At 72.4% G+C, this 26606-nt stretch carries 20 protein-coding genes and 2 pseudogenes; 11 read left to right on the top strand and 11 right to left on the bottom strand.

Going from position 1 to position 26606, the window contains the following annotated elements; all coding sequences use genetic code 11:
• A pseudogene (locus tag MID12_RS26860) lies at positions 1-198 on the top strand (helix-turn-helix transcriptional regulator).
• Positions 198-1439, top strand: a pseudogene (locus MID12_RS26865) (tyrosine-type recombinase/integrase). Before MID12_RS26860 ends, MID12_RS26865 begins: the two co-directional pseudogenes overlap by 1 nt.
• A gap of 182 nt (positions 1440-1621) precedes the next feature.
• Here the strand turns inward: MID12_RS26865 and MID12_RS26870 are convergent.
• The gene (locus tag MID12_RS26870; RefSeq protein ID WP_263171331.1) at positions 1622-2125 is read right to left on the bottom strand and encodes a GNAT family N-acetyltransferase; all 504 of its coding nucleotides are present in this window, start codon (positions 2123-2125) and stop codon (positions 1622-1624) included.
• A gap of 54 nt (positions 2126-2179) precedes the next feature.
• Between MID12_RS26870 and MID12_RS26875 the strand changes: the two genes are divergently transcribed.
• The gene (locus tag MID12_RS26875) at positions 2180-2875 is read left to right on the top strand and encodes a hypothetical protein (RefSeq protein WP_263171333.1); all 696 of its coding nucleotides are present in this window, start codon (positions 2180-2182) and stop codon (positions 2873-2875) included.
• A 132-nt stretch (positions 2876-3007) separates the two neighbouring features.
• On the opposite strand, the gene dapA is transcribed toward MID12_RS26875, so the two are convergent.
• Complete coding sequence (gene dapA, locus MID12_RS26880; protein WP_263171336.1) at positions 3008-4030, bottom strand: 4-hydroxy-tetrahydrodipicolinate synthase; 1023 nt, start codon at positions 4028-4030, stop codon at positions 3008-3010.
• A gap of 203 nt (positions 4031-4233) precedes the next feature.
• Here dapA and MID12_RS26885 point away from each other — a divergent pair, with 203 nt between their 5' ends.
• Positions 4234-5163: an SRPBCC domain-containing protein gene (locus MID12_RS26885; protein ID WP_040254651.1), complete on the top strand. Its 930-nt coding sequence runs from the start codon at positions 4234-4236 to the stop codon at positions 5161-5163.
• A 138-nt stretch (positions 5164-5301) separates the two neighbouring features.
• Here the strand turns inward: MID12_RS26885 and MID12_RS26890 are convergent, their stop codons facing one another.
• Positions 5302-7137: an endonuclease/exonuclease/phosphatase family protein gene (locus MID12_RS26890; RefSeq protein WP_263171339.1), complete on the bottom strand. Its 1836-nt coding sequence runs from the start codon at positions 7135-7137 to the stop codon at positions 5302-5304.
• A 361-nt stretch (positions 7138-7498) separates the two neighbouring features.
• Here MID12_RS26890 and MID12_RS26895 point away from each other — a divergent pair, with 361 nt between their 5' ends.
• From MID12_RS26895 to MID12_RS26905, 3 genes are all read left to right on the top strand, one after another.
• A complete protein-coding gene (locus MID12_RS26895; protein ID WP_263171342.1) occupies positions 7499-8947 on the top strand; it encodes a hypothetical protein in 1449 nt (482 codons plus the stop codon).
• A 335-nt stretch (positions 8948-9282) separates the two neighbouring features.
• Positions 9283-10791, top strand: a complete 1509-nt coding sequence (locus MID12_RS26900) for a PhoX family protein (RefSeq protein WP_263171344.1) — start codon at positions 9283-9285, stop codon at positions 10789-10791.
• A gap of 659 nt (positions 10792-11450) precedes the next feature.
• Entirely contained in the window at positions 11451-13034 is a 1584-nt protein-coding gene (locus MID12_RS26905; RefSeq protein WP_263171346.1) for a TROVE domain-containing protein, read from the top strand.
• Positions 13035-13137: 103 nt separating this feature from the next.
• Here MID12_RS26905 and MID12_RS26910 read toward each other — a convergent pair whose 3' ends face one another.
• Positions 13138-14376: a TerD family protein gene (locus tag MID12_RS26910; protein WP_263173479.1), complete on the bottom strand. Its 1239-nt coding sequence runs from the start codon at positions 14374-14376 to the stop codon at positions 13138-13140.
• 45 nt (positions 14377-14421) lie between these two features.
• A complete protein-coding gene (locus MID12_RS26915) occupies positions 14422-15678 on the bottom strand; it encodes an MFS transporter (protein ID WP_263171348.1) in 1257 nt (418 codons plus the stop codon).
• A gap of 383 nt (positions 15679-16061) precedes the next feature.
• Here MID12_RS26915 and MID12_RS26920 point away from each other — a divergent pair, with 383 nt between their 5' ends.
• Together MID12_RS26920 and MID12_RS26925 are read left to right on the top strand one after the other, a co-directional pair.
• Positions 16062-16649, top strand: coding sequence for a TIGR03086 family metal-binding protein (locus tag MID12_RS26920; RefSeq protein WP_263171351.1), 588 nt, complete (start codon positions 16062-16064; stop codon positions 16647-16649).
• Positions 16650-16901: 252 nt separating this feature from the next.
• Positions 16902-18353 carry an NCS2 family permease gene (locus tag MID12_RS26925; protein ID WP_263171353.1) on the top strand — a complete coding sequence of 484 codons (1452 nt, stop codon included), beginning with the start codon at positions 16902-16904 and terminating at the stop codon, positions 18351-18353.
• Positions 18354-18476: 123 nt separating this feature from the next.
• On the opposite strand, the gene MID12_RS26930 is transcribed toward MID12_RS26925, so the two are convergent.
• Together MID12_RS26930 and MID12_RS26935 are read right to left on the bottom strand one after the other, a co-directional pair.
• Positions 18477-18953 carry a GNAT family N-acetyltransferase gene (locus MID12_RS26930; RefSeq protein ID WP_263171354.1) on the bottom strand — a complete coding sequence of 159 codons (477 nt, stop codon included), beginning with the start codon at positions 18951-18953 and terminating at the stop codon, positions 18477-18479.
• Between the two features lie 109 nt (positions 18954-19062).
• A complete protein-coding gene (locus MID12_RS26935) occupies positions 19063-20496 on the bottom strand; it encodes an MFS transporter (RefSeq protein ID WP_263171357.1) in 1434 nt (477 codons plus the stop codon).
• Between the two features lie 214 nt (positions 20497-20710).
• Between MID12_RS26935 and MID12_RS26940 the strand changes: the two genes are divergently transcribed.
• Positions 20711-21676, top strand: coding sequence for a GlxA family transcriptional regulator (locus MID12_RS26940; RefSeq protein ID WP_263173480.1), 966 nt, complete (start codon positions 20711-20713; stop codon positions 21674-21676).
• A 138-nt stretch (positions 21677-21814) separates the two neighbouring features.
• Complete coding sequence (locus MID12_RS26945; RefSeq protein ID WP_411577011.1) at positions 21815-22903, top strand: aminotransferase class V-fold PLP-dependent enzyme; 1089 nt, start codon at positions 21815-21817, stop codon at positions 22901-22903.
• Between the two features lie 60 nt (positions 22904-22963).
• Here MID12_RS26945 and thpD read toward each other — a convergent pair whose 3' ends face one another.
• The 4 genes from thpD to ectA all read right to left on the bottom strand — a co-directional run bounded on the left by thpD (position 22964) and on the right by ectA (position 26227).
• Complete coding sequence (gene thpD, locus MID12_RS26950; protein WP_040254674.1) at positions 22964-23860, bottom strand: ectoine hydroxylase; 897 nt, start codon at positions 23858-23860, stop codon at positions 22964-22966.
• Positions 23861-23863: 3 nt separating this feature from the next.
• A complete protein-coding gene (locus MID12_RS26955) occupies positions 23864-24262 on the bottom strand; it encodes an ectoine synthase (RefSeq protein ID WP_040254675.1) in 399 nt (132 codons plus the stop codon).
• 47 nt (positions 24263-24309) lie between these two features.
• Entirely contained in the window at positions 24310-25581 is a 1272-nt protein-coding gene (ectB, locus tag MID12_RS26960) for a diaminobutyrate--2-oxoglutarate transaminase (RefSeq protein WP_040254677.1), read from the bottom strand.
• Positions 25582-25669: 88 nt separating this feature from the next.
• Positions 25670-26227 carry a diaminobutyrate acetyltransferase gene (ectA, locus tag MID12_RS26965; RefSeq protein ID WP_263171364.1) on the bottom strand — a complete coding sequence of 186 codons (558 nt, stop codon included), beginning with the start codon at positions 26225-26227 and terminating at the stop codon, positions 25670-25672.
• Positions 26228-26606: the final 379 nt, after the last annotated feature.

Below are 26606 nucleotides of genomic sequence, written 5' to 3' on the forward strand. Positions count from 1 at the left end.
GTGAAGCGTGCGCTGCCTGAGCGCTACTTGACCCCGACTGACGTTGCTGACCTGCTCGGCGTCCCAGTCGAGACCCTTTATCAGTAGCGTCGCAAGGGCACTGGTCCCAAGGGATTCCGCGTTGGCCGGCACGTTCGCTATCACCCCGGAGACGTGCGCTCCTGGGCGGAATCCCTGATGGAAAGGGCGGCTGCCTGATGGCCGGGCACATCCAGGACCGCTGGTTCAAGGTCGAGATTGGCCCGGACGGAAAGCCCCGGAGGGCCAAGAGCGACCGCTAAGACGTCGGCCTCCGCTATCGGGCCCGCCACATCGGCCCGGACGGCTCGGAGAAGTCCAAGAGCTTCCCGGGCAAGCAGAAGCGCAAGGCTGACACTTGGCTGGCCAACATCGAGGCGGACGTGTCCCAGGGGCGTTACATCGACCCCTCGGCCGGGGTGGTCACCTTCGAGCAGTACGCGAAGACGTGGATGGCGGCGCTCACTACCGACCCCGTGACGCGCGAGAGTGTCGAGATCCGGCTACGGGTGCACCCCTTCCCCTTCTTGGGAGATCGGCCGATGGCGTCCTTCCGGCCGTCGCACCTCCGCGTGTGGATGAGGCAACTCGAAGCGACTGGCCGCGCTGCTTCCTACCGGCGCTCGATCTTCGCGAACATCTCGGCGGTCTTCACGGCGGCTGTAGAGGACCGCATCATCGCCGAGAACCCTTGCCGGGCTCGATCGGTCCGCGCTCCGCGACTGGACCCGCGCAAGATCAAGCCGTGGACCGCGGACCGCGTGATGGAGCTGCACGAGGCGCTGCCGGATCAGTACCGAGAGATGACCGCGGTCGGCGCTGGCTGCGGGTTGCGGCAAGGAGAGATCTTCGGGCTGGCCGTCGAAGACGTCGACTTCCTTGGCGGCACCCTGCACGTGGTCCGGCGGGTGAAGCTCCTCCAGGGGACGCGTCCCGTCTTCGGGCCTCCCAAGGGTGGCAAGGAACGTGACGTGCCGCTGCCTGAGACCGTCGGGTTCGCGCTCGCTGATCACATCACCCGCCACCCGCCGGTGCCGGTGACTCTCCCCTGGAAGACCCTGGACGGGCCCGCTGTCACGGCGTCGCTCCTCTTCCTCACCGTGACGGGCAAGCCGCTCAACCGCACGCGCTTCAACGAGAAGGTGTGGCAGCCGACCCTTCGCGCCGCTGGCGTGCCCTCCGGCCGCGAGAACGGCATGCACGCACTCCGGCACTTCTACGCCTCCGTCCTCCTCGACGCGGGGGAGAGCATCAAGGCCCTGAGCGAGTACCTCGGCCACCATGACCCGGCCTTCACGCTCCGCACGTACACGCACTTGATGTCGTCGAGCGAAGCCCGGATCCGGGCCGCCGTGGATCGCGTATTCCGCGGGGAGGACGTACCGTACGACGGCCCGGTGACGGCCCAGGGGGAGGATTGAGTGTCTGACCTACTGCGTCATCAGAACAGCCACAACTGAGCGGGAACGGTCGGGACTTGCGGCCGTCCGAGCGATCGTCGCCCTGAACTGATGCCGGACTGCGGGCAGTTGTGAGTGCCCTCAACCGGTGAGCGCCCTTCCACGACCCCGATGGGTGGCCTTGGGAGGGCGCTTCGGTGCCGTCACGGCAACCAGCGTGTCAGCCAGACCACTTCGCCGCTGTCCTCCGTGGAGACGCGGTCCCGCTCGAAGCCGAGTTTTTCGAGGACGCGGAACGAGGGGGTGTTCCAGGCGCCGACGGTCGCCCAGAGGCGTGTGCGGCCGGTCGCTCTCGCGGCGTCGAGGACCGCTTCGGCCGCCTCGGTGGCGTAGCCGTGGCCGTGCGCACGCCGGAACAGCTCGTACGCGATCTCGGGTTCCTCCACGGTGGAGCGGCCGATGGTCAATCCGCAGTAGCCGATGAAGTCGCCTTCCTCACGGCGCTGGACGGGCAGGAGGGCGATGCCCGTGGTGGCCGTCGCGGTGAGCTGCTTCGCGATGAGGGATCGGGTGTGCTCGACCGTGGGCGTTCCTTTGCCGCGTTCGGAGTGGAGGGCGCGGAGTCCGGCGGCGTCCGACTCGGTCCATGGGCGCAGGAGCAGCCGTTCGGTCCTCAGGTGGAGCGACATCGTCTTGTACGGGGGCATGCCCCCACTCTGCCCTGCGGGGGTGGGGGAGGGGTGCCCCGCGAGAATGACCCCGTGAACGACACCGTCGCCGTTGCCCTGATCACCTCCTTGTCCACGCTTGCCGCGGCGGGGCTCGCCGCGCTGGTCGCCGCGCGGAGCACGGCCCGGCAGTTGCGGTACCAGGCCGCGCTTGCCCGGGAAGAGCGGGCTGACCAGCGGGAGTCGGGGCGCCGGGAGGTGTGTGCGGCGGCCTGCGAGCGGTTTCTCGCGGAGGCGGATGCCGCCTATCGGGTGCTGGACGAGGGCTGGGCGGCGCGGCCGTTCCGGGAGCCGTTGCCGTGGCAGGACGGGTTCGCGGCGCGGCGGGCGCTGGACGAGGCGTATGTGCGGGTGCAGTTGACCGCGCCGGAGGCGGTGGTGCGGGCGGGGCGGGCGGTGGTTCGGGGGATAGCCGCGGAGTTCCGTACGCATGGGCGGATCGTCGGGGAGGCCGTCGGGGAGGCCGACGGGGTCGGTGGTGGCGTCGGGGCAGGTACGGATGTCGAGGGCGACCCGCGCGTATCCGCGCTCAGCGCCTCGGAACTCAGCGCCTCGGAACTCAGTGCCTCAATGGCGGACCCCGCTGCTCGTTCCCGGGCCTTGCGCGAGCGGTTCGCGGGGACGGAGCGGTTTGTCGCTGCGGTGCGGGTGGCTCTGGGAGTGGGGGAGGAGGCCGCCCCGGCTACCGGGTCGGTGGTCGGGGAGGGGGCGGGCGAGACCGGGGTGTGAGGAGGGTGGAGGGCGGCGCGGAGAGAGCCCCCCAGGCTGGGAGCCTGCCCTCTCGGGCCGGGGGCCTGCCCTCTCGGGCCGGGGGCCTGCCCTCCGGGCAGGGGAGGGATCCGTCTCAGGCGCGGAGGAGGGTCAGGCTGCGGGCTCCGGGGCGGGGTTCGGGGCGGGCTCGTGGGTGCGTGTGCCGCTGGGCGTCAACTTCTCGTAACTGCGGAGTAGTTCGGCCGTGACGGCGGGGTCCGCGGGAAGCAAGGGCGCGCGGGGTGGGCCCCCGGGCAGCCCCAGGGCGTTGAGCAGGGCCTTTGCCGTGACGGTGCCCGGCAGGCCGTCGGCCATCATCAGGCGGATCAGGGGGAGGGCGGCGCGCTGGGCCGCGGCCGCGGTCGTGGTGTCGCCGTGGTCGAAGGCGTCGAGGATGGCGCGGAGCTGGCGCGGGACGGCGTTGGCGACCGTGGAGACGTAGCCCGCGCCGCCCACCGCGTACAGCGGGAGTACGAACTCCTCGCAGCCGGTGTAGTAGGCCAGTTCGGTCTCGGCCATCACGAGTTGGGAGCCGAGGAGGTCGTAGGCGCAGTCCTTGACCGCCCTGATCCGGGGGTGTCCGGCGAGGCGGAGCAGGGTGTCCGGCGCGATGCGGGTGCCGGTGCGGCCGGGGATGTCGTACAGCATCAGGGGGAGACCGGTGGCGTCCGCGACCTGGCGGAAGTGCGCCTCGACGGCCTCCTGCGGCGGGCGGCTGTAGTACGGGGACACCACCAACAGGCCGTCCGCGCCCGCCTGTTCGGCCTCCCGGGCGAGGCGCACGGTGTGCCGGGTGTCCGCGCTCCCGATGCCCGCGAGGACCGGCGCCCTGCCCTCGGCCGCCTCGGTGACGGCACGTACCAACCGGGCCTTCTCCTCGTCCGTGGTGGTCGGTGACTCGCCGGTGGTGCCGGAGAGGACGAGTCCCTCGCAGCCCTCGTCGAGGAGGTGGCGCGCGAGCCGCTGTGCCCCGGGGAGGTCGAGGGCGCCGTCCGGTGTGAAGGGCGTGACCATCGCGCAGAGGGCGCGGCCGAAGGGGGCGGTGGATCGGGCGGCCGGGGCCGTGGCGGGTGCGGGAGAGCCCCTGAGAGAGGCCCGGGGGGAAGTCGGGCCGGGGGTGATCGGGGAGGTCATACGGGGAGTCTCGGCCGCCCCTGCATGAAGCTCCACTTAATTCTTCTACCCAAGCTTCCGGAGCGGTGCTAAAGGGTAGTAGACGGGCTCCTCTTCCTCCCGGCGGTCCTGCTCACCCGGACGAGAAGAGGGTAGAGGGGACGGATGGACCCAGGGGGCGGCGTCACCGTGGTCGGGGCGCCGAATGCGGAGGAGCAGATGCCATGTCCGAGCCCGAGCACCGGAGATTCGAGATACGCCGCTCCTTCGCCGTGGACGCCACCCCGGAACAGGTCTGGGCCGCGCTCACCGAGGGCGGCGCGGGCTGGCTGCGGCCCTTCGCGTACGAGCCCCGGCCGGGCGGTGCCGCGCCCTGCGGCGGAACGGTGGTGACCTGGGATCCGCCCCGGCAACTCACCTGCACGACCGGGGGATTGGGACCCTGGGACTCGGGATCCTGGGACTCGGGATCGCCGGACTCGGGATCCTGGGATTCCCGGTCCGAGGACTCCGGATCCCGGGATCCCCGGTCCCCGGATCCCCGCACTCCGCCGCCCGTGCCGCCACCCGGCAGGTTCGACCACCGCATAGAGGCGCGGGACGGAGGGCGCCGCTCCTGCGTGTGGTACGTCCACACCGGCCGGCTCGCCGTGGCCCCGCCCCCGCGGAACGTGCTCATCGGCACCCCCGGCATCCTCGCCGGCACCCCTGACGAACAGCTGGAATCCCTGGCCAGGCGTACCGACTTCGCCCTGCACACCCTGCGCGAGTACCTGGTCCACTTCCCCGGGCGCCCCGCCGCCTTCACAGCCCTGCTCGCGCCCCGGCGTGCCGCGCGAACCCCCGTCGACCCGGCCGCCCCCGCCCCGAACACCCTGGCCCGGATGGTGCGGGCGCTCGGGCTTCCGGAGGACGCGGCCCAGGGTGCGCGGGTGCGGGCGACCGGGCCCGAGGGGCAGGAGCTGGACGCCCTGGTCGACTTCCGCGATCCGTACTTCCTCGGGCTGCGCACCGACGAGGCCCTGTACCGCTTCTGCGGCCGCGACCATCCGGGCGGCCCGGCCGGGCTCACCGTGCACGACTTCACGCCGGGCGCGGACGCCAAGGGCACCGAACTCGCCTGGCGGAACTGGTTCTCCCAGCTCTTCGGCTGAGGGCTGCTCTTCGGCTGCGGACGCCGCCGTGCTCCTCCGCCGCGTACGCCGCCCCGTCACGCTCCTCGGCCGCGTACCGCCGCCTTGCCGGGAAGGCGCGGAAGCGGGCCCGCCCCCCGAGAGGAGCGGGCCCCGAACTCACGGCCGGAACCGCAGCACCTGCGGGTCGTGGTCGCTGTTCTGGTCCGCGAACTCGGCGTTGATGTGCACGCTGTCGTAGCCGAAGCCGTCCTTGCGGATCTTCGGGCTGACCAGGATCTGGTCGAGGACCTGGCTGTTGCCCTGGTAGTCGTAGGTGTAACGCTCGTTCCGGGGCAGGGACTTGATCGCGGAGTAGAGGGCGCGGCCGTCCTCCAGATGCGCGGTCGTACCGGAGAACTCGAAGTCGTTGATGTCGCCGAGGGCGATCACACGGGCGTCCTTCTGGACGGCGAGGAGTTCCTTCACGAAGGAGTTGACCTCGTCCGCCTGCTGGTGGCGCTGCTTCTCCGAGACGCGGGCCGGCGGCTGGAACTGCGAGTGCAGCGCCTGGTCGCCGCCCTTGGAGGAGAAGTGGTTGGCGAGCACGAAGACGGTACGGCCGCGGAAGACGAACTCCCCGGCCAGCGGCTTGCGGCTGTCCTTCCAGGCCTCCGCGGAGGGGCTGACGCGGCCGGGGGAGGCGCTGAGCGCGGCCTTCCCGTGCTCGCGGACCACCTCGGTCGCGGAGGTCGCGGTGCCGCCGGGGCGGTCGGTGAAGGAGACCCGCTCGGGGTTGAAGAGGAAGACCTGGCGGATGTTTCCGCCGGGCTCGCCGCCGTCCGCCTTGTCGGCGGGGTCGATGCCGCGCCACTCGTAGCGCGGGCCGCCCTTGGCCTCGATGGCCGCGGTGAACTTCCGTACCGTCTCCTCGGCGGAGACCGTGCCGTCGTCCTTCGCGCCGCTGTTGTCCTGGATCTCCTCCAGGGTCACGATGTCCGGCGAGGCCAGGTGCTCGACCACGCCCTCCGCGAGCCGGTCGAACTTCTCCTGGGGGTCGGCCGGGTCGAGGTTCTCGACGTTGTACGTGGCCACCGCCAGCTCGCGGTCCTTCTGCGGGCGGGTGCGCTCGCGCTCCAGGCCCTTGTCCTCGACGGTGCCGAGGGTGCGGGCGGTGAGCGTGTAGCCGCCGAACTGGCTGTAGTCCAGGGGGCCTTCGGTGCGTCCGCGCAGGCTGTCGCCGACGTTCGCGGTGGGGAAGGGCTGCTCGGCGGCCGGGACCAGGGACTGGATCTGGAGGCGGCCGGTGTTCTGCGCCGCGTAGCCGTTGTAGAGGGCGCCGCCGCGGGCCGTGGGCCGCTCGTGCGGCTTCACGGTGACCCACAACTCGGCGTAGGCGTCGGTGGCGGTGACCACCCGGGAGGTGCCGATGCGGACGTTCATGCCCTCCAGGGACTCGTAGCGGTCCAGGGCGTAGCGGTCCGGGCGCAGCGGGAGGTCGTTGACCGAGCCCTCGGCGGAGTCCTCCCCCCGGGGCGCGTAGCGGTCGGGCAGGCTGCGCGCGTCGAGCACGGCGGCCTTCGGCAGCGGGTTGCCGGAGGAGTCCACGGTCACGGTGGGCTTGCTGATCTGGGTGAGCGACTGGTTGCCGCTCTCGGCGCCGCCGGGCACGTACTCGGTGACGGTGCCGCTGACCCGTACCGCGTCGCCGGTGGCGACCTTCGGCGCGGAGCCGGTGAAGACGAAGATGCCCTCGCTGGTGGCCGGGTCGCGGTCGGCCTGCGGATCCTGGAACCAGAAGCCCTTCGAGGAGCCGTAGGCGCGGACGCCGGTGACGATGCCCGGCACCTCGGTGACCTGCTTGCCCGCGAGCGGGGAGAGCCGGGTGGCGCCCTGGATGTCGTGGACGCGCACCTCGTCGGCCGAGGCGGGCGAGGAGAGCGCCACGGCGCCCGCGGCGGTGCTGACGGCGGCGACGGTGAGTGCGGCGAGGCGCCACGAGGTCTTGCTGGGCAAGGGAATCCCTCCGGGGACGGAGATCGGGACGGAGACGAACACGAACACGGGATGGAGGCGGATACGGGACGGAGATGAATGCGGGACGGGAGGGTGGATGGACGGGACGCGGGACGGCCGGGGAGCGGGCTCTGTCCGGGGCCCGGGGCCCGGGGCCGTGGCCGCGTCCGTGGCCACAGGCGTGGCCGTGACCGGCGTTCGATTTCTACGCGCGTCAATCTCGTGCGCATGTACACCAGTTGTCAAGGTTTCCCGGATGTACGGCGATCGAAGCTCCCGTGAAGCGGGCGGCCTGGGAGAAAAGGCCGTCGTGGGCGTCTAGGCTGATCTGTCGACACGTCATCCGGAGGAGAACCGTCCGATGTCAGATAGCTCCCCCCTGCCGCCGGTGCGGCTGCGCCCCGCAGCGGAACTCGCCCGGGACGCGCTCGCGACCCCGCTGCTCTCCCGCGCGGCACGGCTGGCCCGGTGGGCGGACGGGACCACCCGGGTAGGAGCGGGCGGCGAACTCATCGACGAGCAACTGCCCGCGGCGGCCGAGGAGTTGGGCTTCACCCCGGCTGCGGACCCGGACGGCGACGGCCCCGCGCACGCCGCCGGGGCCTGGCGTATCGCGGTGGACTGCGGACTGGTGGAGATCGCCGACGAGGAGGAGGGCACCGTCACCACCGGGGACGCCCTCGCGAGCCTCACCTCCGGCTCCCCGGACGACGTACTGCACCTCTGGCTGACCGCCCTGGAGGCCACCCTCGCCGACGCCTCGGTACCCGACCTGGAGGACCTCGCGGGCTCGGTCGGCGAGGACGGCACCCTCGACCTGGGCAGCCTGGACTGGGACCCGGAGTCGGAGGCCGACTTCCTGGACGGGGTGCTCGGCAACCTCTATCTGATGACCGTCGGCGAGGAGGGGCCCGCCGAGGAGAGCGCCGTACCGCTGCCCGTGCTCGCCGCCTCGATGCTGGTGCCCGAGGGCATGGAGCAGCCCAGCGACGAGATCCTCGAAGAGGTCTCCGAGGCGATGGTCCGCCTGGACGAGCAGTTCCAGCTGATCGAGCCCATCGGCTTGGTGGAGTTCCAGCCGGTCGACGAGGCGCTCCTCGTGGAGGACGACGGCGAGGAACTCCCCGCCCAGGTCGACGAGTCCGACATCTCCCGGTACGGCATGGTCCGGCTGACCCCGCTCGGGCTGTACGGGATGCGGACCCGCCTTGCCGAGGCCGGGATCGCCGCCCCGCTCGTCGGCGACCTCGCGGACAAGGGCGCGGACGCCCTGCTCACGGGCACCTCCGGGTATCCGCAGGCCGCCGCGCAGAGCGAGATCGAGCAGTGGCTCGGGCGGCGCGAGACCCTCGGCGCGGCGCGTGAGCTGCTCGCGGCGGCGCGCGGGGGCGACGAGGGCGCACCGCTGCGCCGGTTGCGCTGCCAGCAGGCGCTCTCGCTGGTCGACGCCTCGGCCGAACCGGCGCTGCGCGAGGTGCTGGGCGACCCCGAGCTGGGCGGCCTGGCCCGGGTCTGGCTCGCCGAGCACGGGGCCGCGGACGTGCCGCCGCCCTCCGAGTCGATGATCTTCTGGCTGACCGTGGACACCCTGGCCGCGCAGCTCGATGCCGAGGGGAACTCCCCCGAACTGCGCGCCCTGGTGGAGGGCCTGGCCCAGCAGCACAGCGGCTTCTTCGACACCGTCTGGCGGGTCGACCACCCGGACACGGCGAAGGTCCTGGAGGCCATGGGGCGTCTGCACCCCGACAAGAAGGTCGCCAAGGAGGCCCGCAAGGCCGCGTTCAAGGCGCGCTCGCAGAAGGGGATCTGAGGCCGTCGTCGCGGCGCGCTCGGAAGGGGGCTGCCGCGGCTCTTCGTGGCGCCCTGCCGGAAGGGGATCTGCGGCGCGCCGGGCGGCTCGTTCGCGGGTACGGGTGAGGGTGCCCTGCGGCTCCGTCGGCGTGCGCCCGGAGTCCGGCCGGCCGATCCGCTCCCTTCCGCCGCCGTTCAGCTCCCGTCCATGTGCGGGCGCCAGCCTGGGGCCGAAGCCGAAGCCGAAGCCGAAGCCGAAGCTCGGCCGCTGGCAAGGCGCCGGTCGTCGGCTGCTGATCGCCGGTTTCCGGTTGCCGGTCGGCACTCGCAGGCCCCAGGTCACAGGGAGTATTCATGCCGCTCACCCGCAGGGACTTCGGCAGGCGTTCGGCGCGGGCCGGTGCCGGAGTCGCGCTCACCGGTGCCGTCGGCGTCCTCGCCACCGCGCCGGGCGCCCTCGCCGCACAGGACACCGAGGTCTCCGGAACCGGCGAGGAGCACGGCGGGCACGGCCAGGACGGGCACGGCCACGGCGGACCCGGCCACCACGACGTCGGCTACGGTCCGCTGCTCGACGACCCCGAGGGGCTGCTCGCGCTCCCGGCCGGGTTCTCGTACCGGGTGCTGGCCAGGGCGGGGCGGACCCGCCTGGAGAGCGGCGAGTTCACGCCCTCGAACCAGGACGGCACCGCCGCCTTCGCGGGCCGCCGGAGCGCCACCCTCCTGGTCACCAACCACGAGCTGAAGGGCCCGCGCGTCGACTGGCCGCACCCCGTCCCGCTCACCGAGGGCCTGGTCTACGACCCCGCCGCCGCGGGCGGCTGCACCGTACTGGAGGTGCGGCCGCACGGCGAGACGGCCGAGTGGGTCGGCATCGCGGGCACCTCCACCAACTGCGCGGGCGGCAGCACCCCTTGGGGCACCTGGCTCACCTGCGAGGAGACCGAGGACCGGGCCGGCCAGAACGGCATGACCAAGGACCACGGCTACGTCTTCGAGGTCGACCCCGAGGACGCCCGGGCCAACCGCGACCCCGAGCCGCTCAAGGCGCTCGGCCGCTACGCGCACGAGGCCGTGGTGGTCGACGGCCGCCGCGGGCACCTCTATCTGACCGAGGACGCCGACAACCCCAACGGGCTGCTCTACCGCTGGAGTCCGCCCGGCGGCTTCCGGCACGGCCGCGGCATGCTGGCCCGGCTCGCGGACGACGCGGGCGTGCTCCAGGCCTTCAAGTGCTTCGACTCGGGCGGTCGCTTTGTCGACGATCTGTCCCGGGCCACCCGGATCGGCACCGTCTACGGAGTGGACTGGATCGACGTCCCCGACCGCGACGCCCGCGAGGTCTCGGTGCGCAAGCAGTTCGGGGCGGGCGAGGTGACCCGCGCCCGCAAGCTCGAAGGCATGTGGTGGGGCGACGGCGGCGTCTACCTGGTCTCCTCCTACGCCCGTGAGGAGAGCCCCCGCCGCCACGACGGGCAGGTCTGGTTCTACCACCCGGGCCGCCGCACCCTCACCCTGAAGGTGCTGCTCGGCGCGGACCGGAGCCAGGGGGCGGAGCGCGGGACCCCGGGCGGCGAGGAGAGCTTCGACGGGCCGGACAACATCACCGTCTCCCCGTACGGCGGACTGGTCGTCGCCGAGGACGGCGAGGGCGTCCAGCACCTGTTCGGCGCCACCGAGAGCGGGCGCACCTATCCGCTCGCCCGCAACCAGCTCAACAACGGCACCGAGGACGAGCCCGAGTACAGCGAGTTCACCGGGGTGACCTTCTCGCCGGACGGGCGCACCCTCTTCGCCAACATCCAGACCCCCGGCATCATGCTCGCCGTCACCGGCCCCTGGAAGCGCCAGCCCCGCGGTTGAGCCGCTCCGGCATCGCACCCTGCCGCCGCCCCCGGATCCTCCGGCGGGCGGCGGCCGCGTCCTGCCGTACGGCCCGGGACTCCCGTCGTCAGTGGCGGTCGTAAAACCCTTCGCCCCGTGCGCAGTCCGCCTTCTAGAGTTCTACTCGTCCAGGTGCGAAGGCGGGACCTACTTCCACTCCTCATGGGGAGGTCGCAGGTTCGAGTCCTGCCACCGGCACTCCATGCCGGTGTAGCTCAGGGGCAGAGCACCATCGTCGGTCCAGCCGGCCTTGATCTCTGGACAACTGAATGCATGCGCCTCCCGGTGCGTGGGCCGCGGTTACTTCTCTCTCCAGGAGACCGACCGCGGCCGGGTTGAACTCGGGAGGTACACACGGGGTGTCCGGTGCGCAGGCAGCGGATACTTCGGGATCACGAGGTTGCGGGTTCGAGTCCCGTCATCGCTTCGGGCGGTGTAGCTCAAATCGGCAGAGCACGCGATTATGTTCCGCGGCCGACCCGGAACTCGGGCACTTCCGTGTGTGCTTTCCCCCGTACTTCTCCTTCCCTTTCTCTCTCGTCTCCTTCCTCTTCCTCTCTTTCATCCGCTTTCCCGATGCCGTGTTCTCCGGCATCCTTCCTCGGCTTGTCCATCGCTCAGAATTCGGGGGAATTCTCATGGCGCGCTTCAACACCCGTCTCCGGAAGGCCGCCCGCGGCCTCTCGCCGGTCCGTTCGGCCGGCCCTGCCCGTACCCATGAGGGCGGCAAGGGGCAGCGGCGGGACGCGCGCGGCGAGCTCTTCCTGCTCGCGGTCGCCAACTTCGTCTCCCAGCGCACCTTCTACGAGGACGGCGCCGACCGGGACGACCGGTTCGCCGCCCTGGTACGGCAGTTGGCGGTCGAGGACCCGGAGTGGACCGCGGGCCTGCTCGGCTGGCTGCGCGGACCCGGCGGGCTGCGCACCGCCTCGCTGGTGGGCGCCGCCGAGTACGTCCGCGCCCGCCTGGACGCGGGGCTGACCGAGGGCCCCACCGGGCGGCAGGTCGTCGCCTCGGCGCTCCGGCGCCCCGACGAGCCCGGCGAGCTGCTGGGCTACTGGACCTCGCGGTACGGCCGTGCGCTGCCCAAGCCCGTGAAGCGGGGCGTCGCCGATGCCGTACGGCGCATGTACACCTCCCGGGCGCTGCTGAAGTACGACACCGCCGCCAAGGGCTACCGCTTCGGCGACATCCTCAACCTGGTGCACGCGGCGCCGGACCCGGACAAGCCCGGCCAGAGCGCGCTCTTCCAGTACGCCCTGGACCGGCGCCACCACCCCGAGACCGCCCTGCCGCCCGCCTCGGACCGGATGCTCACCGCGCACCGGGCGCTGATGGCGCTGCCGGTGGAGCAGCGGCGGGCCGTGGTGACCGCCCCGGACGCGGCCGAGCGGCTCGCGGAGGCGGGGATCACCTGGGAGGCGCTGGCCGGCTGGCTCCAGGGGCCGATGGACCGGGCCGCCTGGGAGGCCGTGATCCCCTCCATGGGGGCGATGGCGCTGGTGCGCAATCTGCGCAACTTCGACGAGGCGGGGGTCTCGGACGAGGTGGCCGCGCGGGTCGCGGCGACCATCTCGGACCCCGAGCAGGTCGCGCGCTCGCGGCAGTTCCCGTTCCGCTATCTCGCCGCCTACCGGCACGCGCCCTCGCTGCGCTGGTCGTACCCGCTGGAGCAGGCCCTCGGGCACTCGCTGGCGAACGTGCCCGCGCTGCCCGGGCGGACGCTGGTGCTGGTCGACCGGTCGGGTTCGATGTTCTACTCCCGCCTCTCGGAGCGCTCCGAGCTGAACCGGGCGGACGCGGCGGCGGTCTTCGGCTCGGCGCTCGCGCTGCGGGCGGCCGGGGCGGACCTCGTCGAGTTCGGCACGAGCAGTGCGCCGGTGCGCTTCGGCAAGGGGGAGTCGGTGCTGAAGGTGCTCGGGCGCTTCGGCGACCTGGGCGGCACCGACACGACCGGGGCGGTGCGCCGCCACTACCGGGGGCACGACCGGGTCCTGATCGTCACCGACGAGCAGGCCGCCCACCACGGCGCCGGAGGCCCGGCCGCCCAGGTGCCGGCCCAGGTCCCGGTCTACACCTGGAACCTGGCCGGTTACCGCACCGGGCACGGGCCCTCCGGGCGGCCGGGACGCCACACCTTCGGCGGGCTGAGCGACGCGGCCTTCCGGATGGTGCCGCTCCTGGAGGCCGGGCGGGACGCCGACTGGCCGTGGTGCGACTGAGGGGCGCGGAGCCGGGTCCTCGGCCCGGTGAACAGCGCGGCGCCGGACGGGTGTCCGGCGCCGCGTGGCGCCTGCGGGGTCCGCGGCTCAGAGTGCCCGCGGCTCAGAGTGCCTGGGCCGCGGGCTTCACCATGCCGCGTACCGTACGGGACTTGACGAAGTTGCCCATCGCGGTCATCTCCCACTCGCCGGAGAACTGCCGGATGAGCTTGCACATCATCACGCCGGTCTGCGGCTCGGCGCCGGTCAGGTCGAAGCGGACCAGCTCCTCGCCGCTCGCCGCGTCGAGCAGGCGGCAGTAGGCCTTGGCGACATCGGTGAACTTCTGCCCGGAGAAGGAGTTGACCGTGAAGACCAGGCCGGTGGCCTCCTGCGGCAGGCGGCCGAGGTCGACCACGATGACCTCGTCGTCGCCCGCGCCCTCACCGGTCAGGTTGTCGCCGGAGTGCTTGATGGAGCCGTTGAGGATGGACAGCTTGCCGAAGTAGCAGCTGTCGAGGTGGTTGCGCTGCGGGCCGTAGGCGATGACCGAGGCGTCCAGGTCGATGTCCTTGCCGCGGAAGGCGGGCTCCCAGCCGAGGCCCATCTTGACCTGGGAGAGCAGCGGACGACCGCCCTTGACCAGCGAGACCGACTGGTTCTTCTGCAGGCTGACCCGGCCCTTGTCCAGGCTGATCTTCCCGGCGCCCGGCGCCCCCGCGGGAGGCGCGGCCGGGGCGGCGGGCGCGGCGGCCGCCACCGGAGGGGCGGACGGGGGTCCCGCCGGAGGGGCGGACGGCGGTGCCGACGGCGGCGCGGGCGCGGTCACGGGGGCGGCCGGGGGCGCGGCCTGCGGGGCGGGGGCCGGTTCGTCGGCGACGCTCACACCGAAGTCGGTGGCGATCCCGGCGAGGCCGTTCGCATAGCCCTGGCCCACGGCGCGGACCTTCCAGGCGCCGTTGCGCCGGTAGATCTCCATCACGACGAGCGCCGTCTCGGCGCCGAGGCCCGGCGGGGTGAAGCTCGCGAGCGCCGCGCCGGTGGCGGGGTCGCGGACGGTGGCCGTCGGCTCGATGCCCTGGAAGCTCTGGCCCGCCGCGTCGGGGCTGGCCGTCACGACGATCTTCTCGATGCCCGGCGGCACCGCGGCGGTGTCCACGGTGACCGAGTCGGGGCCCGCGCCGTTCCCGCTGCGGTAGGTGACACCGGGGCCGGAGGGCTGGTTGTAGAAGATGAAGTCGTCGTCGGAGCGCACCTTGCCGTCGCCGGTGAGCAGCAGGCCCGAGACGTCCAGCCGCACCGGGGCGGCGACCTCGACCGCCACCGTCGGGACGGGCAGGGGGATGTTCGAACCGGGGGTCATAGCTGTCATGCCAGGAGTAACGAGCGACCCCGCTTTACCGTTCCCTTACCCGGGGGAGATGTTTTCCGGCCGTCCCGGCGGCTGCCGCCCTCCGCTCCCGCCGGTCCGCGAACCCGCTCCGGTACGGGCGAGCGCCCCCGCGCAGAGCAGGCCTGCGGCCCCCGCCAGGCCGAGCAGCAGCCGGTGGTCGGCCACGGCGACCAGGCCCGAGCCGAGGCCGAGGGCGAGCGCGTTCGGGACGAAGACCACGGTGCTCGCGGTGGCGGCGACCCGGCCGAGGAGCGCGGGCGGCGTCCCCCGCTGGACGGCGGTGAACGCGGCGATCAGTACGCAGGGCAGGCCCGCGCCGATCAGCAGGCTGCACCCCACGGCGAGCGGGGCGTACGGCAGCGCGCGCAGGGCCACCGCCACCGCGAAGACGCCGATGCCGAGGACGGCGAGCCCGCGCTCCCCGCAGCGGCGCAGCAGGGCGCCCGAGGCCAGCCCGCACAGGACCGAACCGGCGCCCTGGGCCGCGTAGAGGATCCCGGCGAAGGTGGCGGGGCGGCCGAGCCCGCGGTCCACGACGGCGAAGAGCAGCGCGCCGTTCAGCCCGGCGAGCCCGAGGGTGGCGCCCGCGGCGAGCACGAGCGGGCGCAGGGCCGCCGTGTGCCGGAGGTGGCGGGCGCCCGCGAGGGTCCGGGCGAGGCGGTCCCCGGTGCGCGGCGGCGGGCTCTCCCGCACCCGGAGCAGCAGGACCAGCCAGGCGGTGAGCAGGAAGCTCGCGGCGTCCAGAAGGGCGACCGCGCGGATGCCGAAGGCGGTGTAGAGGGCGGCCCCGGCGAGCGGGGCGAGCAGTTTGGTGCCCTCGCCCGCCGCCGTCCGCAGCCCGTTCATCGCACCGAGGAGCGCGCCGTCCAGGGCGGTGGCCACCAATGCAGTCTCGGCCGCGTCCAGCACCGCGCCGAGGGCGCCGTACAGGAAGAGCACGCCCAGTACGTACCAGAGGCGGGAGCCCGCGAGGCAGAGGGAGGCGACGAGGGGCGCGAGGGCCAGATTGCCCGCGAGGAGCAGGGGGCGGCGCCGGTGGCGGTCGGCGAGGGTGCCGAGCAGCGGGCCCGCGAGCTGCGGGGCCCACAGGGCGAAGGCGCACAGCGCGGCGAGGCTGTCCGAGCCGGTGCGGTCCTTCACCCAGATCCCGGCCGTCAGCCAGAGGGCGGTGGAGCCGAAGCCGGAGACCAGGACGGTGGCGAGGCAGAGCCTGGCGTTGCGGTCGGCGAGCACCGGCCCGAGAGTGCCCCTGAGGGCGTTCGTGGTGTCCACGGCGGTGATCCTGCGCGGCAGGACGCCGACCGGGCATCGGGCACCTGCCGTATCCCCGGCCGCCCCGGCCACCTCAGAGGCGGCGCGGGAGACCGGCCCGGCGGCGCGGCGATGAGTTCCGGCGGCGGGCGCGGTCTACCCCTGTACGGGCGCCGGGCGCGCCGGAGCCACCGGGCGCGGGCACATCCGTGACCGCTCACCCACCCGTAACCGCACCCGAGACCCATCCCCGACGAGAGACAGCCCATCCCCGACAAGACAAGTGACGTAGAGACAAGCGACAACCCACACCCGACAAGTCGCGACCCACGACCAGCGACCCACAGTCCACAACTCAGAACCCACGACCCACAACTCACAACCCACAACCAGGGAGAAGCACCATGGCCGACATCCTCGATCTGGGACCGCAGACCAAGGAGGTGCTGCGCCTCGCGGAGGGGGTGCGGGAGGAGCAGTTCGATCAGCCGACGCCCTGCCCGGACTACACGGTGCGGCAGCTGCTCGGCCATGTCGTGGAGTTGACCGGTGCCTTCGCCGACGCGGGCCGCAAGAATCTCGGGCCGGGTCTCGACGTCTCCCCGGACTCCCGGCTGCCCGAGCTGCGCGCGGACTGGCGTACCGCCCTGCCGCGCCTCTTCGCCGAACTGGCCGAGGCCTGGCGGGAGCCCGCCGCGTACCAGGGGATGACCAGGGCCGGCGGTGTCGACCTGCCCGGCGAGGTGGCCGCCCTGGTGGTCGCCGACGAACTGCTCGTGCACGGCTGGGATCTGGCCCGCGCCACCGGTCAGGAGTACGCGCCGGACCCGGCCGCGCTGCGGGCCGCGCACGGCTTCCTCGCCCAGGCCGCCGAGGAGAGCGAACGCCCGCCGATCTTCGGGCCGGTGGTCGAGGTACCCGCCGGGGCGCCGCTGCTCGACCGGACGATCGGGCTGAGCGGGCGGGAGCCGGGGTGGAGCCCGCGGGGCTGACCACCGCGCGACCGGGCCCGCTCGCCGAGGTTGACAACGGTGATCTGGCCCGGCCCGTCGCCGCTCTCCTGGGGCCGCGCGGGCGGATTCCCGCGTGACCCCTGGACGTTCCCGGTGGCCGGGGCCACGCTGGGCGCCCGATTCCGTAACACGCCGCACACCTGCCGGGGCCTCGCGCGCGGCACAATCCGGCCGCAGACGGAATCCGTCCGTCCCCGAGCGGGCCCGCGGGCCCCGGAGCGAGGAGCGTGCATGGCCAGGAGCAGCAGCCCGGTGAGCGACAGCGGTACCCGGCCCGGAGGTGCGGGCGGCCTCGACCGCTTCTTCCACATCAGCGCCCGCGGCTCCTCCCTCGGCCGGGAGGCCCGCGGCGGCCTCGCCACCTTCTTCACGATGGCGTACATCCTCGTCCTCAACCCGATCATCCTCAGCGGCGCGAAGGACAAGTACGGCCACCAGCTCGACGCCGCCGAACTGGCCACCGCCACCGCCCTGGTGGCCGCCGTGATGACGGTGATCATGGGGGTGGGCGGCAATCTGCCGCTGGCGCTCGCCGCCGGGCTCGGCCTGAACGTCGTGGTCGCCTACCAGATCGCGCCGATGATGAGCTGGGCCGATGCGATGGGCCTGGTGGTCCTGGAGGGGCTGCTGATCTGCCTGCTCGTGGTCACCGGGCTGCGCGAGGCGGTGATGCACGCGATACCGCAGCCGCTGAAGGTGGCGATCAGCGTGGGCATCGGCCTGTTCATCGCCTTCATCGGCTTCGTCGACGCGGGCTTCGTCACCCGTATCCCGGACGCCGCCGAGACCACCGTGCCGGTACAGCTCGGCGGCAGCGGCGAACTCAGCGGCTGGCCCGCCCTGGTCTTCTGCCTCGGGGTGCTGCTCACGGTCAGCCTGCTGGTGCGCCGGGTCAAGGGGGCCATCCTGCTGAGCATCGTGGTGATGACCGCCCTGGCCGTGCTCATCAACGAGGCGGCCACGGTGGACAATTGGGGCCTGACCCGGCCCACCGTCCCCTCGGACGTGGTCGCCGCCCCCGACTTCGGACTGCTCGGCGACTTCAGCCTCTTCGGCGCCTTCGGCGAGGCGGGCGCGCTCACCGTGGTGCTGCTGCTCTTCACCCTGGTCCTCTCGGACTTCTTCGACACCATGGGCACCGTCGTCGCCATCAGCACCGAGGCGGGGCTGGTGGACCAGGACGGCCGGGTGCCGAACCTCGGCCGGGTGCTGCTCATCGACGGCGCCGCGGCGGTGGCGGGCGGGGCGGCCTCGGCCTCCTCCAGCACCTCGTACATCGAGTCGGCGGCGGGCGTCGGCGAGGGGGCGCGCACCGGCTTCGCCAACCTGGTCACCGGCGGCATGTTCGGCCTGGCGCTCTTCCTGACGCCGCTGCTGACCATCGTGCCGATGCAGGCCGCCGCGCCCGCGCTGATCGCCGTGGGCTTCCTGATGATGGCGCAGGTCGGCCGGATCGACTGGCAGCAGCCGGAGATCGCCGTGCCCGCCTTCCTGACCATCGCCGTGATGCCCTTCACCTACTCGATCACCAATGGCATCGGCGCCGGTTTCGTCTCCTTCGTGGTCCTCAAGGCCGTGCTCGGCAAGGCCCGTTCGGTGCACTGGCTGCTCTGGGCGACCGCCGCGCTCTTCGTCGTCTACTTCGCCATCGACCCGGTCAAGCAGGTGCTCGGCGTCGACTGAGCCCGGGCGCGGCCGACTCGGGCGTACGGGAGCCGGGCGGCGCTGACCGCGGGCCGGGTCCGCCCGGCGGGCCCGGCCGGGTGGGCGGTGGTCACGGCAGCCTGCCGATCCCGGTCCCACCGCCTAGGAGTCCAGCCGCAGCACCACCTCCTCGGTCTCCTCGCCCCGGCCGTGCGCGAAGCCCCGGTCCCGGGCGACGAGGCGGAATCCGCACTTCTCCAGGACCCGCCGCGAGCCCGCGTTGTCTGCCGCCGCGCGGGCCCGCAGCGGGCGTTCGGACACCTCGCTGAGCAGGGCGCGCAGCGCGGCCGTCGCCACCCCGCGTCCCCAGTAGTACCGGTCGATCCAGTACGTCACCTCGCGCTCCTGCGGCGGGCCGTAGACCGCGACGCTGCCGACCACGTCCCCGTCGAGCAGCACCGTGCGCAGCACGTCGCTCGACGGGACCGCCCGTATCCGCGCCCAGTGCGCGTCGAAGCGGTCGCGGTCCGCGTACTCCTCGGGGCCGAAGGCGGCCATCCGCACCGACTCGGGGTCGGTCTGCTGCCGGAAGAAGACCGGCAGGTCACTGTCGTGCACCGGGCGCAGGGCGACGTCCATCGGGCCTCCGTGGGGCGGGTGGGAGCCCGAAATACGGGCGTACGGATACGGATTGTGGAGACGGCTTGCCGGGCGCCGCGTTCTGCGACCCCGGGCTTGCTGCGGAAGCCTAGGCGCTGCCACTGACAACGCCCGCCTCCCGATGGGCGGCCCGGCGGCGGGGCAGCCGCCAGGTGGCCGCCGCGGTCAGGGCGAGCAGCGCGGCGGCGGCCAGCAGTCCGGTGTGCAGGCCCGAGGTGAAGTCCGCGCCGGTGGTGGTGCCGCCGGTGCCGCCGCCCGCGACGAGCGAGCCGATCCCGGCGATGCCGAGGCCGCCCGCCACCTGCCGGGCGGAGTTCAGCACCCCGGCGGCGAGGCCCGCGCGCTCGGCGGGCACCGCGTCCATCATGGCGGCGGTCAGCGGCGGGATGGTGAGCGCGCAGCCGAGGGCCAGCGGGACCAGGGCGAGCGCGAGCAGTCCGCCCGGGGTGTCCGCGCCGACCAGCAGGAGCAGGAGCAGCCCGGCCACCGCGAGGAGCTGGCCCGCCAGCATCGGCGGGCGCGGGCCGAGGCGTCCGGCGAGCCGCCCGGAGAGCAGGTTCACCGCCGAGATCAGGCCCGTCATCGGCAGGAACATCAGGCCCGCGTAGAGCGCCGAGTGCCCCTGCACCCGCTGGAAGAAGAGGGCGAAGACGAAGACCGCCCCGTAGAAGGCCACGCTGCACGCCGCTCCGGCGGCGACCGCGGTGGCGGCCGTGCGGTCGCGGAAGAGCGTGAGCGGGACGGCGGGGTGCGGGTGGCGCGACTCCACCAGGAGGAAGGCGGCGAAGGCCGCGGCCGCGAGGGCGAGCGCGAGCAGTCCGGTGCCGCCCCGCTCGATGACGGCGAAGGTCAGCGCGGTCAGGGCGAGGACGGCGAGCAGCTGCCCGGGCAGGTCCACCGGGGCGGGCCGTCGCGTCGCCGCCGGGGCCCGGCGCAGGAGCAGCAGGACGAGGGCGCCCACGGGCAGGTTGAGCAGGAACAGGGCGCGCCAGTCCCAGAAGGTGGTGAGCGCGCCGCCCGCGACCGGACCGAGCGCCACCGCGACCGAGCCGCCCGCCGCCCAGAGCGCCACCGCGCGGGCCCGCCGGGCGGGGTCCGGATAGGCGCCCCGGACCAGGGCGAGCGAGGCGGGCAGCACCACGGCCGCGCCGACGCCCTGCACCACGCGGGCGGCGAGCAGCACCGGCAGGGTCGGGGCCGCGCCGCAGGCGGCGGAGGCGAGGGTGAACAGGGCGACGCCGAGGGCGAAGGCCCGGGTGGCGCCCGCCCGGTCGGCGAAGGCGCCGGTGGAGAGCATCAGGGCGGCGAAGGGGAGCGTATAGCCGTCGACCACCCACTGGAGTCCGGCCATTCCGCCGCCGAGCCGATCGCCGATGGCGGGCAGCGCGACGGTGACGACCGTGGCGTCGAGGGTGATCAGGCCGAAGCCGAGGAGGGCGGCGAGCAGGGTGCCGCCGGGGGAGAGGTGGCGGGGGCGCGGCGGGGCGCCGGGGACGGGCCGTGCGGTGATCTTCGCGGACATGCCCTCAGGTTCGCCGGGCGCGGCCCCGTACAGTAGTGGCCTGAACGCCATGGCTCCGGAGGTTCTGGCCATCATGACGCATCCGACCGACGCCCCTGTCCGTACGGCCGCCGAGCCGGGGTCACCCGTGCCGGGCGGGCCGCCGTCCGCCGAGCCGCGGGAGGGCGGGCGGCGGCCGCACCGGGTCGCGGTCGTCGCCCCGGCCCCGCTGTCCATGTTCAATCTGGCGATCCCCGAACTCCTCTTCTCCAAGGTCGACGTGGCGGGCCGGCCGGGCTACGAGGTCGCCATCTGCACGCCCGAGCCGGGCCCGGTGCCGACCACCGGCGGGCTCGCCCTGCACGTGGACCGCGGCCTCGACGAGCTGGAGCGGGCCGACACCGTGCTGGTCGCGGGCACCGGCGACCGCTACGAGCCCGATCCGCGCGCCGTACGGGCGGTCCGCGCGGCCGCCGCGGCGGGGCTGCGGGTCGCCTCGCTGTGCAGCGGCGCCTTCCTCCTGGCCGAGGCCGGGCTGCTCGACGGGCGCAGCGCCACCACCTACTGGCAGCTCGCCGCCGAGCTGCGCGGCCGCTATCCCGCCCTCGACCTCAAGGGCGACGTCCTCTATGTCGAGGACGGCCGGATCCTGACCGCCTCCGGCTACGCGGCGGGCATCGACCTGTGCCTGCACATGATCCGCTCCGACTACGGCGCCGCCGTCGCCAACGAGGTCGCCCGGCTCGCCTTGGTGGCCCCCGTACGCCCCGGCGGCCAGACCCAGTTCACCCAGACCCCGCTGCCGCCTGAGCGGGGCACCGCCTGCGCCGACACCCGCGGCTGGGCGATGCGGCGCCTCGACGAGCCGCTCACCCTGGCCGACCTGGCACGGCACGCGGGCGTCTCGGTGCGCACCCTCACCCGCCGCTTCCACGCGGAGAGCGGGGTCAGCCCCCTCCAGTGGCTGCTGCACCAGCGCGTCGAACGGGCCAAGGAGCTCCTGGAGACCACCGCGCTCGGCATGGACCGCATCGCCCAGGCCTGCGGACTCGGCACCGCGGACTCGCTCCGTACCCACCTGGTCCGCCGCACCGGCCTGACCCCGAGCGCCTACCGCGCGCAGTTCAGCAGGATGACGGCGGCCACCGGACAGGCCGGGGAGAGCGGAGGGACCGGGCAGCCCGCTCCCGCGCGGGCCTGAGACGGACGGGCGCGCGGGCCTGAGGCGGACGGGGACGGACGCGGGACGCGAGGCGGCCCGCCCGCGGACGGGGCTGCGTAACCCCAGCTCAGGGCCCACTCATAAGGACTGCTTAGGGATACCCCGCAATTCCGGGCAATGGACTTCAGGTCGGCCGGGGCGCAGAGTGGCCTCATGGAGAATCTGGCAGGCAGCCTCGCAGGCGAGCAGTTCGCCCCCCGGTCCACCTACCTCAACACCGCGAGTGCGGGACTCCTCCCGGCCCGGAGTGTCGCCGCGCTGCACGAGGCGGCGCAGTCCGTCGCCGAGGGCGCCCCCCTGGACATGTTCGCCGACGTGGAGGCCGCGCGGGCGGGCTACGCGCGGCTGGCCCAGGTGCCGGTGGAGCGCGTGGCGGCCGGTTCCTCGGTCGCCACCTTTGTCGGCCTCATCGCCACCTCGCTCCCGTCCGGCGCCGAAGTCCTCACCGCCGAGGGCGACTTCGCCTCCGCGGTGAACCCCTTCCACGTACGCGCCGATCTGAAGGTCCGCACCGTCCCGCTGGAGCGGATCGCCGAGTCCGTGCGGCCCGGCACCGCGCTGGTGGCGGTCAGCGCCGTGCAGTCCGCCGACGGGCGCCTCGCCGACCTGGCGGCGATCCGCTCGGCCGCTGCCGCGCACGGCGCCCGTACCTGCATCGATGTCTCGCAGGCGCTCGGCTGGCTCGCCTTCGACGCCGGGCAGTACGACTTCACGGTGGACGTGGCCTACAAGTGGCTGCTCTCGCCGCGCGGTGTCGGCTTCCTGACCGTGCCGGAGGATTTCGGCGGGCTGAGCCCCGTCTTCGCGGGCTGGGTGGCGGGGGAGCGCCCCTTCGACAGCTGCTACGGGCCGGTCACCGCATTCGCCCGCTCGGCACGGCGGTTCGACGAGAGCCCGAGCCTGCTCTCCTTCACCGCGGCCCGGCACGCCCTGGACCTCGTCGAGGAGATCGGGCTTCCGGCCATCCGGGCGCACGATCTCGCCCTCGCCGACCGCTTCCGCGCCGGGCTCGAGCGGATCGGCCGGGAGCCGGTGCCCGCGCCCGGCTCGGCGATCGTCTCGGTGCCGGGGCTCGGCGGCCTCCAGCCCGCGTTCCAGGAGGCGGGGGTCTCCGTCTCGGACCGGGCCGGCAATCTGCGGGCCGCCTTCCACCTGTACAACTCCGCGGCGGATGTGGACCGGCTCCTCGACCTGCTGGCCGCCTGAGCACCGCGCACGCCGAAGGGCCCGGCCCCCGAGGGGAGCCGGGCCCTTCCGGGGCCGTGCTCAGCGCACGGGCGTGAAGTCCCGTGCCCCGATGAACTCCGGACGCCGTACCGGCGCCGCGAAGGGTTCCACCGCCTTGTTCTCCACGCTGTTGAAGACGAGGAAGAAATTGCTGCGCGGGTACGGGGTGATGTTGTCCCCCGAGCCGTGCATGGCGTTGCAGTCGAACCAGGTCGCCGAGCCCGCCTTGCCGGTGAACAGCCGGATGCCGTGCTGGTCGGCGAACTTCGTCAGGGCCTCGTCCGAGGGCGTGCCCGCGTCCTGCATCTGCAGGGACTTCTTGTAGTTGTCCTTCGGGGTGGCGCCCTCACAGCCGAGGAAGGTCTTGTGCGACCCCGGCATGATCATGAGACCGCCGTTGGTGTCGTAGTTCTCGGTGAGCGCGATGGACACCGAGACGGTGCGCATGTTCGGCAGGCCGTCCTCGGCGTGCCAGGTCTCGAAGTCCGAGTGCCAGTAGAAGCCGGTGGCACCGAAGCCGGGCTTGACGTTGATCCGGGACTGGTGGACGTACACGTCCGAGCCCAGGATCTGCCGCGCCCGGCCGACGACGCGCTCGTCGGCGACGAGTTTCGCGAAGACCTCACTGATGCGGTGCACCTCGAAGACCGTGCGGATCTCCGCCGACTTCGGCTCCACGATGGAGCGCTCGTCGGCTTTGATCTGCGGGTCCGTGACCAGGCGCTCCAGCTCGGCGTGGTACTCCGCGACCTCGTCAGCCGTGATCAGCTGCTCGATCGGGAGGAAACCGTCACGCTCATAAGCCTGAAGCTCGGAGGCGGGGATCGGGCCCGGGGCGCCAGGCGCACTCCAGACGACCGGGTCCATGCGCGGCAGAGCCACCTCGGTGGCGCCACGGCTCGGGTAAAGGTCGTTGATCTCCGGTGTGACGGTCATTGTTCAGCCCTCCTCAGTCAGCAGCGGGTAGACACCGTTCTCATCATGGTCCTCCCGTCCTGTCACGGGAGGGTTGAAGACGCACACACACCGGAAATCCGTCTTGGGACGCATGGTGTGGCGCTCATGGCCGTCGAGGAGGTACATGGTGCCGGGCTTGATCCAGTGCTTCTCGCCCGTCTCCTCGTTGGTGAGCTCCGCCTCACCCTCCACGCACAGCACGGCCTCGATGTGGTTCGCATACCACATCGACGTCTCCGTACCCGCGTACAGGACCGTCTCATGCAGGGAGAAACCGACTTTCTCCTTGGCGAGGACGATGCGCTTGCTCTCCCATGTGCCCGACTTGCTCTTCACATGGCGGTCGGTGCCTTCGATCTCCTGGAACGATCGGACGATCACTGTCTGTTGACGCCTTTCTTGCTTGTACGAGGGTGCCCTGCGAGCCGTCAGATGGTCTCGCGCACCGCGCGGGCGAGGATCCGCAGACCCTCGTCCAGCTCTTCGGGGGTGATGGTGAGCGCGGGAAGCAGCTTCACGACCTCGCTCTCGGGGCCCGAGGTCTCGATCAGCAGACCCAGCTCGAAGGCGCGCTTGGCGACGGCCGAGGCCTTCGACTTGTCGCGGAACTCGGCGCCCCAGACCATGCCGCGGCCCCGGTACTGCTTGATCTCGTCGCTGTGCTCCTCGCGCAGCGCGGCCAGGGTCTCCTCGATCTGCTGGCCGCGGCTGAGGGTCTGCTTCTCCATCGCGGCGCCGTCGGTCCAGTAGGTCTCCAGGGCCGCGGCCGCCGTCACGAAGGCGGGGTTGTTGCCGCGGAAGGTGCCGTTGTGCTCACCCGGCTCCCAGATGTCCAGCTCCGGCTTGAACAGGCACAGCGACATGGGCAGTCCGTAGCCGCTGATCGACTTCGAGACCGTCACGATGTCGGGGACGATGCCCGCCTCCTCGAAGGAGAAGAAGGCACCCGTACGGCCGCAGCCCATCTGGATGTCGTCGACGATGAGCAGCATGTCGCGGCGCTTGCACAGCTCGGCGAGCTGGCGCAGCCACTCGACGCGGGCCACGTTGATGCCGCCCTCGCCCTGCACCGTCTCCACGATCACCGCGGCGGGGGTGTTCAGGCCGGAGCCCTGGTCGCCGAGGAGCCGCTCGAACCACAGGAAGTCGGGGGTCTTGCCGTCCAGGTAGTTGTCGAAGGGCATCGGGGTGCCGTGCACCAGCGGGATGCCGGCGCCCGCCCGCTTGAAGGCGTTGCCGGTCACCGCGAGGGAGCCGAGCGACATGCCGTGGAAGGCGTTGGTGAAGGAGACGATCGCCTCGCGGCCCTTGACCTTGCGGGCCAGCTTCAGCGCCGACTCGACGGCGTTGGTGCCCGTGGGGCCGGGGAACATGACCTTGTAGGGCAGGTCCCGGGGGCGTAGGACGATGTTCTGGAAGGACTCCAGGAAGGCGCGCTTGGCCGTGGTCGACATGTCCAGGCCGTGGGTGACGCCGTCGCGCTCCAGGTAGTCGATGAGAGCGCGTTTGAGGACGGCGTTGTTGTGGCCGTAGTTCAGCGAGCCGGCGCCGGCGAAGAAGTCGAGGTAGGCGTGGCCGTCCTCGTCGTACATGTGGCTGCCCTGAGCTCGGTCGAAGACGGCGGGCCAGCCGCGGCAGTAGCTGCGCACTTCCGACTCCAGAGTCTCGAAGACGCTCAGGTCGGGCTGGGTGATGGTCACAGCGATCTCCTGGGAGATGAGGGCTTGCGGGGGGTGTGCGAGGAAGTCTGGGATTGCTCGGACGGCACGCGGAGGTGCGTCTGTGTGATCACGAAGCTTGGGCCAAGGGGCTGATCCGGTACAGCACCTCGGGCTCGTGTCCCTCTTCGGGAAAGAGTCCCGCGTCGAAGAGGGCCGAACGGGCGACATCGGCGCCCCAGCGTTCGGCGAACGAGGTGAACAGCCGCTGGGAGGCGGTGTTGTCGGGGCTGATCGTGGTCTCCAGCGAATCGATTCCGCGCTCGGCCCCGGCCTTCGCGGTCAGACCGTCGAGCAGGGCGGAGGCGAGACCCTTGCCCCGCTGCGACTCGTCCACGGCGACCTGCCAGACCATGAGGGTCCGGGGGCGCTCCGGCCGGATGTAGCCGGTGATGAAGCCGACCGGCTCGGCCGACTCCTCCTCGCGGGCCACCACCGAGGTGCCGGCGAAGTCACGGCACCACAGCAGGTAGCTGTACGAGGAGTTGAGATCGAGGGTCCTGGAGTCTCGGGCGATGCGCCAGATGGCGGCTCCGTCTTCCACCTCTGGGGTGTCGAGCCGCAGTCCCTCCGGCATTTCCACAAAGCTCTGTGGGGCACGTACAAGGTCTGCCTGTGCAGCGGTCATGGAAATTAAATTTACCGAGCAATTCCGAAAATTGCATCGGCAGGTGGGGTTACGAAGAACGCGCTTCTGTGTTATCGCGCGTGCGCGCCCACACGCACGTGCTCCCGGCGAAAGATGGCGATTTGCCCGGGAGGTTCTGCGCGTAACGGACAGCTTGTGGAGTGCGTCACAAGAGCGTAACTCTCTGGAGACCCGGTGGAATTATGTGGTCCGGACTACAGGAAACCTCTGTGTTTAGGTCCCGAAAAACGGGGCAGAAGCAAATGGGAAGCTACGCTGAATATGCGTACTGGATTATGCGTGGATGTGGCGTGCGAGGAAATAGGAAATTCCTGTTTCCGTTGAGCCGTACGGGTCATTGGAGTGATCATTTCCTCCC

The organism is Streptomyces sp. SCSIO ZS0520 (genome assembly GCF_025643355.1).
Lineage (GTDB): Bacteria > Actinomycetota > Actinomycetes > Streptomycetales > Streptomycetaceae > Streptomyces > Streptomyces physcomitrii.

Bases quoted from the DNA above. Each gene is read 5' to 3' on its own strand.
- dapA (WP_263171336.1), bottom strand. From the start codon at position 4,030: ATGACCTCCCCGATCACCCCCGGCCCGACTTCCCCCCGGGCCTCTCTC.
- MID12_RS26920 (WP_263171351.1), top strand. From the start codon at position 16,062: ATGGCCGACATCCTCGATCTGGGACCGCAGACCAAGGAGGTGCTGCGC.
- MID12_RS26885 (WP_040254651.1), top strand. From the start codon at position 4,234: ATGTCCGAGCCCGAGCACCGGAGATTCGAGATACGCCGCTCCTTCGCC.
- thpD (WP_040254674.1), bottom strand. From the start codon at position 23,860: ATGACCGTCACACCGGAGATCAACGACCTTTACCCGAGCCGTGGCGCC.
- MID12_RS26930 (WP_263171354.1), bottom strand. From the start codon at position 18,953: ATGGACGTCGCCCTGCGCCCGGTGCACGACAGTGACCTGCCGGTCTTC.
- MID12_RS26870 (WP_263171331.1), bottom strand. From the start codon at position 2,125: ATGCCCCCGTACAAGACGATGTCGCTCCACCTGAGGACCGAACGGCTG.
- MID12_RS26945 (WP_411577011.1), top strand. From the start codon at position 21,815: ATGGACTTCAGGTCGGCCGGGGCGCAGAGTGGCCTCATGGAGAATCTG.
- MID12_RS26895 (WP_263171342.1), top strand. From the start codon at position 7,499: ATGTCAGATAGCTCCCCCCTGCCGCCGGTGCGGCTGCGCCCCGCAGCG.
- MID12_RS26935 (WP_263171357.1), bottom strand. From the start codon at position 20,496: ATGTCCGCGAAGATCACCGCACGGCCCGTCCCCGGCGCCCCGCCGCGC.
- MID12_RS26905 (WP_263171346.1), top strand. From the start codon at position 11,451: ATGGCGCGCTTCAACACCCGTCTCCGGAAGGCCGCCCGCGGCCTCTCG.
- ectA (WP_263171364.1), bottom strand. From the start codon at position 26,227: ATGACCGCTGCACAGGCAGACCTTGTACGTGCCCCACAGAGCTTTGTG.
- MID12_RS26900 (WP_263171344.1), top strand. From the start codon at position 9,283: ATGCCGCTCACCCGCAGGGACTTCGGCAGGCGTTCGGCGCGGGCCGGT.
- MID12_RS26910 (WP_263173479.1), bottom strand. From the start codon at position 14,376: ATGACCCCCGGTTCGAACATCCCCCTGCCCGTCCCGACGGTGGCGGTC.
- MID12_RS26925 (WP_263171353.1), top strand. From the start codon at position 16,902: ATGGCCAGGAGCAGCAGCCCGGTGAGCGACAGCGGTACCCGGCCCGGA.
- MID12_RS26940 (WP_263173480.1), top strand. From the start codon at position 20,711: ATGTTCAATCTGGCGATCCCCGAACTCCTCTTCTCCAAGGTCGACGTG.